The organism is Kiloniella sp. EL199 (genome assembly GCF_900313065.1).
Lineage (GTDB): Bacteria > Pseudomonadota > Alphaproteobacteria > Kiloniellales > Kiloniellaceae > Kiloniella.
The window spans coordinates 848,892-861,374 of sequence record NZ_OMPU01000010.1; the positions used below are offsets into that span (position 1 = coordinate 848,892).

9 protein-coding genes are annotated in these 12,483 nt (G+C 44.9%); 4 read left to right on the forward strand and 5 right to left on the reverse strand.

Going from position 1 to position 12,483, the window contains the following annotated elements; translation table 11 throughout:
* Positions 1 to 170 precede the first annotated feature (170 nt).
* Positions 171 to 2,543, reverse strand: a complete 2,373-nt coding sequence (locus D9A03_RS12555) for a DEAD/DEAH box helicase (protein ID WP_120497517.1) — start codon at positions 2,541 to 2,543, stop codon at positions 171 to 173.
* A gap of 332 nt (positions 2,544 to 2,875) precedes the next feature.
* Here D9A03_RS12555 and D9A03_RS12560 point away from each other — a divergent pair, with 332 nt between their 5' ends.
* A complete protein-coding gene (locus D9A03_RS12560) occupies positions 2,876 to 3,280 on the forward strand; it encodes a GFA family protein (protein WP_216825461.1) in 405 nt (134 codons plus the stop codon).
* Positions 3,281 to 3,314: 34 nt separating this feature from the next.
* Here the strand turns inward: D9A03_RS12560 and D9A03_RS12565 are convergent, their stop codons facing one another.
* Entirely contained in the window at positions 3,315 to 4,829 is a 1,515-nt protein-coding gene (locus D9A03_RS12565; RefSeq protein WP_120497518.1) for a YdiU family protein, read from the reverse strand.
* Between the two features lie 222 nt (positions 4,830 to 5,051).
* On the opposite strand from D9A03_RS12565, the gene D9A03_RS12570 reads away from it, so the two are divergent.
* The 3 genes from D9A03_RS12570 (at position 5,052) to D9A03_RS12580 (ending at position 7,241) form a co-directional block, all read left to right on the forward strand.
* Positions 5,052 to 6,374: an adenylate/guanylate cyclase domain-containing protein gene (locus tag D9A03_RS12570; protein WP_120497519.1), complete on the forward strand. Its 1,323-nt coding sequence runs from the start codon at positions 5,052 to 5,054 to the stop codon at positions 6,372 to 6,374.
* A 93-nt stretch (positions 6,375 to 6,467) separates the two neighbouring features.
* Positions 6,468 to 6,812: a helix-turn-helix transcriptional regulator gene (locus D9A03_RS12575; RefSeq protein WP_120497520.1), complete on the forward strand. Its 345-nt coding sequence runs from the start codon at positions 6,468 to 6,470 to the stop codon at positions 6,810 to 6,812.
* Positions 6,813 to 6,815: 3 nt separating this feature from the next.
* A complete protein-coding gene (locus D9A03_RS12580) occupies positions 6,816 to 7,241 on the forward strand; it encodes an SRPBCC domain-containing protein (protein WP_120497521.1) in 426 nt (141 codons plus the stop codon).
* Between the two features lie 132 nt (positions 7,242 to 7,373).
* Here the strand turns inward: D9A03_RS12580 and D9A03_RS12585 are convergent, their stop codons facing one another.
* The 3 genes from D9A03_RS12585 to D9A03_RS12595 all read right to left on the reverse strand — a co-directional run bounded on the left by D9A03_RS12585 (position 7,374) and on the right by D9A03_RS12595 (position 11,803).
* A complete protein-coding gene (locus D9A03_RS12585) occupies positions 7,374 to 9,287 on the reverse strand; it encodes an ATP-binding protein (RefSeq protein WP_120497522.1) in 1,914 nt (637 codons plus the stop codon).
* A 9-nt stretch (positions 9,288 to 9,296) separates the two neighbouring features.
* The gene (locus D9A03_RS12590; protein ID WP_162938136.1) at positions 9,297 to 10,367 is read right to left on the reverse strand and encodes an ABC transporter substrate binding protein; all 1,071 of its coding nucleotides are present in this window, start codon (positions 10,365 to 10,367) and stop codon (positions 9,297 to 9,299) included.
* A 170-nt stretch (positions 10,368 to 10,537) separates the two neighbouring features.
* Complete coding sequence (locus tag D9A03_RS12595; RefSeq protein WP_216825462.1) at positions 10,538 to 11,803, reverse strand: DUF1835 domain-containing protein; 1,266 nt, start codon at positions 11,801 to 11,803, stop codon at positions 10,538 to 10,540.
* Between the last annotated feature and the right edge of the window lie 680 nt (positions 11,804 to 12,483).

Below are 12,483 nucleotides of genomic sequence, written 5' to 3' on the forward strand. Positions count from 1 at the left end.
CTTTATAAAGAAGGGTACTCTTTAATATATTATTTTTATAATGAGTGGTTATTATAGGTTGTGATTTTATTGTGAACGAAAGGTGCTGATATGAAAAGGAGCCACAATAAAAATTGTAGCTCCTGAATAATTAATCCAAAAAGGATGACAGATTATTTGCCTTTAAATTATTAATCTTTTTTCGGGGCTTTTTTTCGTTTCAAAGCTGAGGTGCCCGTCTTATCAGCAGTTGGTTTTCCGCCTTTTCCTTTGAATGACTTAGTGCTTGATTTTGGACCTTTGGCGTTATCGCGGAAAGGCTTCTTACCAAATGGTTTCTTATCACTCTTGCTGCGTTTGTTGCCAGAACCTTCGTTTCGCCCGTTTTCAGAACTATCGTCAAACCAGGGTTTTTTCCCTTTATTGTCCCGTGGTTCCTGGAACTTGCCATCTGCCCCAAACTTGGCTTTGAACTTGCCTTTTGCCTTTGGATTATGATCTTTCTTTGTGTGATCCCGATCTTTGAAGTCTTTTCCTTCGGCAGCGCGACGGCTGTATTCTTTACTGCGATCACTTCGATTGAAGTTATCCCGAAACGGTTTTTGCTTATGCTTCTTTTTCCCGTCTTTTGGGCTACCTTTTCTGCCTTCGCTTCTGTTTATTGTCCTTGGCTTGCGGTGGTATCCGGGGCCGTCCTCATCAAGCGTATCTTCGGGAAGATCCGGGATGCCTTCGAGGCGTTTAACAGTAATGGTTTTTTCAATCCGGTTGCTGCCCCCAATAGTCTCAAAGAACTTTTCAGCACCTTTAGGGGTAAGTTCTACATGGGTTTCCGCCATGTGAATACGGATCGCACCGATTTCCTTTTTAGTGATGCAACCCGCGCGACATACCATAGGTAATAGCCATTTGGGATCGGCTGTGTGTTTACGCCCGACTGTCATGGAAATCCAGACACCGTCTTCGAAATCTACCCGCTCTTTACGCGTTCCGGGGGCATTGTTGCGCCTGCCGCCATTACCGTATTCATATCCTTTATCACGGTCACGCCCTCTATTATCTCTGCCACTTCGATCTCTTTCTCCTGTTGGTCTTTCTGGGCGGTCAATTAATTCTTCTGGTGCTGGACGTCCGGCACTTTGAGTACGGATCAACGCGGCGGCAATCTGTTCTGCACCGTGTTTTTCGATAAGCTCTTTGATGAAAGCCTGTTCTTCTTCTTTTACAGGCTCAATCAGCGTTGGGTTGGCAAGGAAGCGTTCGCGATCACGTTGCAATATTTCTTCTACAGACGGGGGCTTGGCCCATGTTGCGTCAACCCTAGCGCTTTCCAACAAACGTTCGGTACGCTTGCGCCAGTTATAGGGAACAACAAGGGCGGAAACACCCTTGCGTCCTGCACGACCTGTTCTACCTGATCTGTGCAACAACGGTTCGCGGCTTTTGGGAATGTCAGCATGGACCACCAGCTCGAGATCGGGTAAGTCGATACCACGTGCGGCGACATCTGTGGCAATACAGATTTGCGCCCGACCATCGCGCAGCGCCTGAATAGCATGGCTTCGCAGGTTCTGGCTTAACTCACCAGACAGAGCCACGACTGAAAAACCGCGATTGGAAAAGCGACTGGTCATATGGTTCACTGTTGCGCGGGTCGCACAGAAAACAATCGCGTTCTTCGGTTCGTAGTAACGCACCAGATTGATAATCGCATTTTCCTTGTCGTTGGGGGCAACGGTCAGGGCGCGGTATTCAATGTCACTGTGCTGTTTTTCTTCAGCTTTAGTTGTAATCCGTACCGCGTCGCGCTGATAACGCTTGGCAAGCATGGCAATGCTGCGGGGAACTGTGGCCGAGAACATCAGGGTACGACGTTCTTTCGGTGTGGTATCCAGCATGTATTCCAGATCGTCCCGGAAACCGAGATCAAGCATCTCATCTGCCTCGTCCAGAACAACGGCCCGTAGTGCACCGATGTTAAGCGAACCCCGTTCGATATGGTCGCGAAGGCGTCCGGGCGTACCAACAACAATATGCGCACCGCGTTCCAGCGCCCGTCGTTCGTTACGCATGTCCATACCGCCAACGCAGGTTGCTGTTCTGGCACCTGTATCGCCGTAGAGCCACTCAAGCTCGCGCATGACCTGCAGGGCAAGTTCACGGGTCGGGGTAATGATAAGCGCAAAGGGGGCATCAGCACGTTTGAAATGATCTTGCTCTTCCAATAGCGTTGGAGCCAGCGCTATACCAAAAGCAACCGTTTTACCTGATCCTGTTTGTGCAGAAACCAACGCATCCGCATTTGCGAGTTCCGGATCCAGAACAGCTTTTTGAACCGGGGTCAGGGCTGCATAGCCTTTTTTCGCCAGTGCCTTTGCCAAAGGCGCGGCAACACCTTCAAAGGGATCAGCTTCGATTGCCTCGTCAGTGGTATCTGTACTTTGGGGTGTGTCCAACTGTTCCTGTTCTGTTATTTCTGTAACTTCTTCTTCTGTGATTTCAGGCGTGTGTTCTTCAGAACTGGGGTCTGTTGTGTCGTTAACAGGCTTATCCGAGTTGGACATCTTTTATCTCTCTGATCATAAACAGTAATATCCCACATGGATATTCTGGCTGCACGGCAAAGCCTATCAAGTTGATAGTCAAACAAACAGGTGCGGCAGGTGTAACGTGAGCAGGGGCCACAATTTCTTTTGTCTGGCGGGCCCGGTACAAATACTTCAAAACAATACTTTAAAGCTGGCGTCCTTGTACGTTGTGTAACACGGAATGTAAAGCAAACTGGTATTAAACAGTTGGCCTGAACAATTTATCCATTTTGTTGAATGACGCTTCTGTCATTTTCAGAGTGAATTGTCTGGAAAAATTGAGTACTCTTGTGGGAAACAGTCATAAAATGCATCAACTAAAAATTAATCACACCAAAACAGGGGGAAAGGCAGTGGAAGCATCATGCCATTGCAAGTCAGTTCGTCTGACCATCAAGGAAAAACCGGAATTTCTTTTAAGTTGTAACTGTTCTATCTGTCATCGATACGGGTCTTTATGGACCTATTCAACACCGGATCAAATCAAGGTTGAATGCACTGGTAACGGAACCAAAGCTTATAAACATGGCGATGAAACAATTGCCTTTCACCACTGCGAAAACTGTGGTTGCGTTACTCACTGGATCGGTACAGATAAATACCCCGAACCTCGAATGGCCGTCAATGCGCGCCTGTTTGGCCGCAGTGATATCGAAGGTATTAAAATCCGAAAATTCGACGGTGCCGATACCTGGAGCTTTATTGATGAGTAACTTCGTTACTGTGTAATAAGAAAATCAAATTTATTTATGTCCCACAAAAAGTAGCGTGTACGATTTCTTCTGGCTTGGGAGGTTGTTCGTAGCGGGCATTATCGGGTTGTTCGTTGAAAGGGGCTGACAGGATGCTATGGAGCCGTTCAAAGGGCCCATAGTCACCTGCAACAGCTGCCTGGATCATGGCTTCGACCTGATGGTTTCGGGGGATAAAGATCGGGTTTGATGTACGCATGGTCTCTAGCCGTTCTTCGGGTGGGGCTTTTTCCTGATTTTGTCGGCTTTGCCATTGCGGGAGCCAGTTGTTGAAGGCCTCTGGATCTTTGAATAGCTTTTGCAGTTTTTGTTTATAGTTTTGTTCTTGGGTGCCTTGATCTTGTCCCAAGTTTGATCGGGCGAAGCCCGTGAGGTGGCGGAAGAAGAGGGTGAAATCAACTTCGTTATCTGACAAGAGTTTCAGGGTATCGCCAATAAAATCCGGATCACCAGGTTGCAAGGTTATGAGGCCGAGTTTTTTACCAAATCCTTCGAAGTAATAGTTACTGAAAATATCCTGAAATTCATCAATTGTTTCCTGACCGATGCCAACGGCGATTTGGGCCTCTTCGTGTAGAATTGGCAGTAGGGACTGGGCAAACTGAGAAAGGTTCCATTGTGCGATACCGGGTTGTTTGGCCCAGGCATAACGACCTGCGTGGTCAATTGAGCTAAAAACAGTGCCGGGGTGGTACGTATCCATAAAGGCGCAGGGGCCAAAGTCGATGGTCTCGCCCGCCACTGACATATTGTCGGTATTCATGACGCCGTGGATAAAGCCAACCTGCATCCATTTGGCAATCAGTCTGGCCTGTCTGTCCATCACCATTTCAATCAGCGTGCGATAGGGGGGGTGAGCCTGTTTGGCTTCGGGGTAGTGACGGTCTATGACGTAATTTGCCAGTGTGCGCAGCGCATCCTTGTCTCCACGGGAATAGTGATATTGAAAGGTGCCGACCCGGATGTGGCTTTGGGCAACGCGGGTGATAATGGCGCCGGGCAAGGGACCTTCTTCGCGGAGGACCTTGTTGCCTGTTTCAACTGCGGCCAGAGCGCGTGTTGTCGGGATGTCCAAAGCTGCCATGGCCTCACTGATGATATATTCTCGCAGGACGGGACCAAGCCACGCCCGACCATCTCCACCACGGGAATAGGGGGTGCGCCCTGATCCCTTGAGATGAATATCCCGGCGGACACCGTCAATACCGACGGTTTCGCCTAATAAAATGGCACGTCCGTCCCCGAGACGTGGGGACCATCCCCCAAATTGATGGCCGGCATAAACCATTGCCAACGGGGATGCGCCGTCTGGCACATTATTCCCGGCGAGCATCTGAACACCGTCTTCGGTTTTTAAACTGTCAGGGTCAATCCCCATGAGTGTTGCCAGATCTTCATTCACCTTGATGAGTCGGGGGGCCGTTACAGGGACGGGATCTTGCCGTGTGTAAAACTGATCGGGCAGTTGGGCAAAGCTGTTATCGAAGGGAATTTTTAAGCGCGCGGTCATTGGGGTCAGTTTTGTTAGGTGAATTAATATCCTCAATAGTTAGGGATTATCTTGTTCGTGGACAATGAAAAAGCACTATTACTGGTTCTGAGTTTAATAGAAAATAAAAATACCTATCTTAGATTAGATTAGATGATTAGCTTTGGTCGGATCGTTAAAAGTAAGATATATCGAACCATGATGGCTTAACAATCTGTAGATCTTCAGTTGGGGAAATCAAGGATGTCAAAAGGCAAACACCATACCCCTGATCTGACATCAGATTTAGATCAGACTTTTAATCAGGCACAAAGCGCAGGGTTAAAGCTTGCGATTGCCGGGCGAACAATTTCACTCCTGATCCTTGGTGCCTGGCTTGTTTTGTCGCGTTTGGCCTTGCCAAGTGTTTCTTTAAGGTTTGGTATCCTGGTTCTGCTTCTTATCGCTCTGGGGCTTATTCATTATCGTATTATTGGAACGCGGTGGGACAGATTTTGGGTTAAGTATCTCTTTGTAACCATTGATGTTGTTATACTTTCCGGATTAATTGCCACTCAACCGCTGTATCAAACAGCGGATCTCCCCCAAGTGATGATTTTTCGCAGTCCGTTGCTTACCTATTATTTTATTATTGTTGCCGTTGTGGCTTTTAGTTTTTCGCCACGGCTTGTTTTGTGGGCCGGAGGTATTGGTGCGGCTGGGTGGCTTGGCGCTTATGCCTGGGTCGTGCGACAGGACGGAGGCGTACTTGACTGGGGTGATATTCCTTCTAACCCAACTGCTCAGGATGCTATAAGCGTTGTGCTAAATCCTTCGTTTGGCGGCACAGGAAGTCGCATACAAGAAGCGATCATACTTGTTGTTGTGTCGGTTTTGATCGCGATTGTGATGAAGAGAGCGCAAAATACCCTAAGAGATAAGTTGACAGCAGAACGTGATCGACAGTCAATTACGGGCATTTTCGGTCGATTTGTGCCGGAAACGATTGTCAAAGCGATGATTAATGATCAAGGGTTGCTTGCCCCACTGGAGAGAGAGGCAACCATTCTCTTTGCTGATGTTGTGGGCTTTACAAATCTGACTGAGCGTTTGGGACCAGTAAAGATAGTTGATGTGCTCAACAGTTACTTTGACGAAATGACGGGTATTATTATGGAAAACGGTGGCATTGTCGCAACTTTTCATGGTGATGCTATTCTTGCGATTTTTAACGTTCCGCTAGAAGACCCTGATCATGCGGAACATGCCTTAAAGGCAGCGCAAGCAATGTTGTTATGTGTAGAGGAAGATCGCTTTGCCGAGGAGAAGTTATCCATTCGTATCGGCATTAATACCGGATCAGTTGTTGCGGGGAATGTCGGTGGCGGTGGTCGCCAGAGCTATACCGTTTACGGTGATGCCGTAAACCTTGCCGCACGTTTGGAAGCTCTGGCAAAGGAAAAGGGGCAGTCCCTGTTAATCTCCGGCCATACCCATAAAAAGTTACCTCAAAAAAGACTTCACCTGCTGGGGGAAACAACTGTTAGAGGGCAAAGTCAGCCTGTTGAATTTTATGGGTTGAAGTAAAAGGACCTCGTCTCTGAATAAGAATTTTCTTGACATGATACCAAAAGGTATTATTTTTAATGATACCAAAAGGTATTATGTTGAGGTGTGACGATGCATATACAGGAAACATTCAAGGCACTTGCTGATCCGACACGGCGTGAGATTTTGATGCATCTCAGTCGGCAGGAAATGACCATCGGTGAAGTGACTGAAAGGTTTGAAATTACCCGTGCTGCGGTAAAGAAACATTTGAACATTCTGGAAGAGGGACAGTTGATTTCAGTTCATGCTCAGGGGCGTGAACGCATTAATCGGCTTGAGGCGCAAGGATTATCGGTGGTTTCTGACTGGATTGGATATTTCGATCAATTCTGGGATCAGCGTCTGGGAGCTTTGAAAACAGTTGTGGAAGATGCTGAAAAGGCAAAGCGAAATTCAATTAAGGGAAAGGTGTAGATCATGACGACATCAACAATCACGAAAACCGTTTTCTTTAACGCAACCCGGGAAACCGTATGGTCTTTCCTGACTGAACGGGACAAGATTGGTCTTTGGTTTCATCCCCCCAAAGAAGACCTGGCTGAGGGGGAAGATTATGAGTTGATTTTAACCAGAGACAATGGTGAAAAGGCAAAGGTTTGTTGGGGTAGTGTTCTGGAAATGCACCGTCCTGAAAAAATGGTTTGGTCTTTTACGGTAAACCCGTTGAACGGTTCATTAACGACAGTTACCTGGATGTTGGAAGAGGTTCTTTGTGGAACAAGATTAACCCTGAAACACGAAGGTGTGGAGGCCGCAGCCGGTGAAACCGCAATGGACTTGATTTTGTCGCTGGATGCAGGTTGGGATGAACACTTTCAATCTCTTCGAAAAGCTTTGTCCTAAATGCCTTTACCTTATTTTTTGCAAGCTGGTGTTTTATAGCTTGTTTTATCGGTCACGATAAAAAGGCTCTCATTTTTCTGCGAGTTAATCCTGAAAACTGAGAGCCACTACATCCAGATATCAGGGCATATGTTATGCGGCGCTGACAGATTTTTCGTGGACAACGCGTTTAAGAGTTTTTAACAGGTCGTCCATGTTCAGCGGCTTTGTGCAGGTGGCATTCATCCCACCAGCGATATATTCTTTGAGATTACTGGTTTCAATATCTGCCGTTAAAGCAATGATTGGTATCGATGATTTCACTGCGTCTTGAAGGGTGCGGATTTTTTGAGTTGCCTCTACACCATCCATGCCGGGCATGTGTATGTCCATCAGTATGACATCGTAATCATTGGCTTTGACTTTTTCGATGGCTTGAAAACCATCATCTGCGGTATCTACAGATTGACCACTTTTTTCCAACAATGCTTTGGCCATGATCTGATTAACTTTGATATCTTCAACCAGAAGAAGTTTCAGGTTTGTCAGGTCGTGTTCAGGAACATCTTCTTCCCGGCGATAGGGAGCTTTTGTCTTGTCGAGGCTAACTTCAAACCAGAAAGTACTGCCTTTACCTTCCTCGCTCTCAATTCCGATTTGACCATTCATTGCCAGAACAAGCTGTTTATTGATCGCCAACCCCAAACCTGTGCCACCGTAGTTGCGTGTTGTTGAAACGTCTGCCTGAGAGAAAGCGTTAAAGAGTGAAGCTTGCTTCGACTTGGGAATACCTATGCCTTCATCAGAAACTTCAAAGCGTAAGTTCTGAGTGAATTCATCGTCTGTTTTTTGGGTAAGGCTTAATGTAATCTTGCCATCTGTAGTAAATTTTACGGCGTTAGAGAGAAAGTTCATAAGGATCTGGCGGAGCCTGACGCTATCGCCCAGAACCCATTTGTGAATAGTATCAGGAAAGACAACGTCCAGAGCGTTGTTTTTCTCTCTTGCTGCCAAAAGCATCATACTGCTGGTTTCTTCGATAAGCTCTGACAAACTCATTGCATTTTTTTCAAGAACGAGTTCTCCGGCTTCGATTTTTGAAAAATCCAGTATATCGCCAATAAGGTCCATTAAATGATTACCAGAGCTTGAGATCGTTTTTATATAGTCCTGAGTCTTCTGTGGAAGGGTTTGAATGTCTCTGTCACTTAATGCGAGGTCAGCATAGCCAAGGATCGAATTTAAAGGGGAACGTAATTCGTGGCTCATATGAGCCAAAAACATCGACTTGGCTTTGTTGGCAATCTGTACTTCTTCGATTTTGTTCTTAATGGCTTCGGACATGCCCTCCATATCGCGAGCCAAATCGCCTAATTCATCATTGGATGTAATATTTATGTTTTCTACAGGTTCTTGTCTGGATATACGCGCAGCAGCATTTTGCAAACTTGTTATGGGCTGGATTAACAAGCGGCGGGTTGTCAATGTTAAGAGGCCCCCCATCAGTATTACCGCAAGAAGAGAAATACCAATCGTAACAGATTGGATACTTGAGACCTGTTCGGATACTTCTGCTTCGGGACGAGAGACAAAAATAACCCAGTTCCAGTTTGTTTTATCAAAAGTAGCAGATGCATATAGATTGGTTTTGTTGCCTTTTGTTTTAAAGGTATCGAAGCTTTTTTCCTGTAGAGATTGAACTAAAGCTCCCCATTCTTCTAGCGTTTCCAGATTGTTTTTGTCGCTAGAGTAAATTGGTTTGCCTTCACGGGAAATAACATAGAACCATCGATTTGTTGTCGCGCTAAGTTCATTCAGCTCCTGAAAGGCTTCTTCTTGATAAGACTGGACAAATGCCGGGATATCAGCCAATCCTGTCTGGTCAAGAAGTTCATAACGAGATTCAATTATATGATGGACTGCTTCGTTTAGCAGTAACCTCATATTTTCTTCTTCGCTTTTATAAAGTGCATTTTTTGAATGGCTAAAAGACCAAAAACCGAGCGAACCAATACAAAGCAAAATAATTGGCAACATCGTCAGGAAGTATTTTTGATATAGCTTCATTGTCAGGTTCTAACGATAAATGTTCTTGCCAGCGAGTTTTAGAAGAGATGAAGGTATAACCGTTCCCACTTTTGTTGCAGTTGTTATATTAACGCTTACGATATAGGTATCGGGCTGTGTAATGGGAATGTTCCCGGGACTCTCGCCTTTAAATATTTGATCAACAAGTTTTGCCGCAGCGGTACCGTTTATTTTTTCACCAGATACGATGCTGATCATTGCACCATATTTACTCGCAAGGGCATTATTACCAAAGATAATAGGAATACCTGTTTCCTGCAGAGCCTTTAGAAAAACAGGATTGCTGCCGGAAGGGCCTGCTGCCAGCCAGAGATAATCAAACTCATGACGTCTCTCTTTTAACAGACGCATAGCGCTTTCCTGCATTTTCTGTTTCCCGTCAGCTCCTGGATGGTATTTAAAATTTAAATTGATAAAATCAAACTCGGAACTGTTTTTGCCAAGCTGCAGCAATTGAGCTGTTGCGCCAATCGCAGAGGGGTAAGTTGAATTTATTATCCCAATTCTTGCTTTTTTGTTTTGTGTTGCCCGTTTCATCGCCTGTTTGACAACTTCAATTTTTGTTGCAGGTGGAATAACATGTGTTCTTCCTGTTATATTCGTACCACTTTTTCCGCCAAGAGTTGTCACAAAACCTTCCTGTACCGGATCTGCAACTAATACAAAAACTTGGGGTATGTCTGTATCTTTCAAAAGGAGGCGTGATGCTCTTGAAGCGAGTGTTGCAATTGTCATTACCAAATTTGGGCGGAAAGCATTTAATTCATTAGCCAGTATATTTCCAGCTTTGTCCTCACTGCCTTCTGCATTGAGAATGACATATTGGATATTATCACCTTCGACATAACCTAGCTCGTTCATTTTTTTTAGATACCAGTTTGTCGTACTCTGAATTAAAGGAATGGTCATGGTTTCAACAATGACTATCCGTTTTACTGGAGCGGCAGATGCTTTGTCGATTACATTGAGACCAAAGATGCAGGCTAAAAACATATAGATCGGAACTACCGGCTTAATAAATTTACAGGTATTGCGAATAACAAGAGCTGATAGAGACAAGAGAAGAGCCTTCAATATTTTGATTAAAATGCGACCATCTCATTTTGTATCTGGATCTATTAATAATGAACTAATTCCCGAGGAAATTAGTCAGGTTTTTAAATAAACACAGATAAATCAGAGTGTTCGCATTTTGATGCAACCATCTACTATGGAAGATTTTATCCGTTTTATGTTTCATATACCTTTATGCCACCAACCCAACGTTGTGCTGGTGATAAATCTGCAAGACTTATCTTTCCAGAGAAGACATGCTGGCCAAGGGTCGTGATATTAATTTTGCGCTCTGGCCAGGGCTTTCGGGGAGAGGTTTGTTCGTACTCAATGACATTTGTTTTAGCGAGATTTACAAGTTCATGCCAATACATTAGATCGCCCAGATAAGGCAGAGGTTCATATTCCTGCATAAGTACTGCAAAAAGGTCTTTCCCCTTTAAGGGACCCTTGTCATTAAGTATTCGGAGTGTCAAGTGTTGTGTCAGACCAAGGCCACCGTTATCGGAAGGGAGTTCTTTCAGGTGTCGTGCAAGTGCCTGAGCGATGAAGGGAAGTTCAGGTACCCCTTCGTGGATAATATTTTTGAGATCATCCGGCGTTTTCTGCTGTATGGCTTTCCATATCTTTTTGCCCAAGGAAAGCTGCTGATCCGTTATGGAAGAACGTCGGTTTTCCCACAACCATATCAACATTTCCGGAGCAAGTTGCCCCAGGCCAATAAAGTCCGAAACACCCGGGACACGATCTATGCAAATGATTTCAAGCTTTGGATGGGAAACGAGAGAAGAGAGATGATTAAGTAAAAAGGCAAGAATAAGCTGATCATAGCTATCGTGCTCGAACCATAAAACGACTTGATCATAATCCGAGAGGTTATACAGCTTTTCATAAGAAATTTTTTGATTTGCTGTAACTTCGTTCAGTGGCAAGCCATAAGCTGTAGAAATGAAATCTGCTCTGATTTTCAAAAATTCTTCTTTATTTACCTCTGGAACAGGACCTTGGCAAAAAGGGTCACTAAATTCGTGAAAATCGCCTTTGAATCCAGCAACTTTCAAGCCATGCCTGATGTCTGATCCACAACGGACATGAAGAGTGTTGGCATTATCCAGTTCTGGAATGCGGCCTGATTTTATTTGGTTTTGCCTTATTTTTAACTGGTCACAATGCATTTTCAGTTTAGACCAGGATGAAAAATCGTTTTGACGGGCGATACACAGTTGGCAATCGGCGAGTGTTATATCGTCTGATTTTATTGTTTTTTTAGTGTATTGGGGATGAAAGCGTAATAATTTTTCACGTGCATCATGATCTTGATTTCTGAAAGCTTTTAAAAGCTCTTTTGCGCGCTTTTTCTGCTGCTCGTAATCAAGAGCACCATGGAACATTGTTCTAGGGGAAGCCGGAAATGCCAGATCTGTTTCTGGTGTAGTGCTCATACGATTATCCTCTGAATAAGAACCTGTGTCCGCCAGTCAGGTTAGGAAATCGTTTATATAAGTCATAAACTTAATTTGGGCGCAGCCCTTTCCGCGAACATGGAGGCTTAATTAAAGCCTAGAAATTTATGCCATGAAGAAAAGGTGGCGTCAATATTTGACCAACTGATATGGGCCTAGGGGGCGTGAGGTGCAGCCCCGTCAAAATGATCTGCCAGATATGCAGTGATCTCTTTAGGAGTGGTCAGGTTTTCTCTGCCGTTGATTATAAGTACGGGAAGTCATCAATTTTTCTTTCCGAGATATTCAATCACTTTAGATCGGAGCTTTTCCTGAAGGTATTCCCACGCATATGATGTACCCATCTGGATCTCGGAGATAGAGTTCATCCATGCCATACCACTGCTGGGAAGGGCCTTTGACGATAATATCTCGCGTTGCTCTTGACTTCCCTGTTTGCAAGTCTTGGATGGACACAGGTTAAAACTGTTCAGTATCCCGAGCTTACGGATTCCGGGCACCTACCAGGTTTTTTCCGTTAACAGCAAATGCCATATTTTGTTGCAGCGTATTCATTCTTAATATCAGTCTTCTGAATCTATGCTGCCTTATTAACATCCTATAAAGAGCAATGAGATAAGATGGCTTCTTATGAGGACGTTTCAGGTGATTGTTATAAT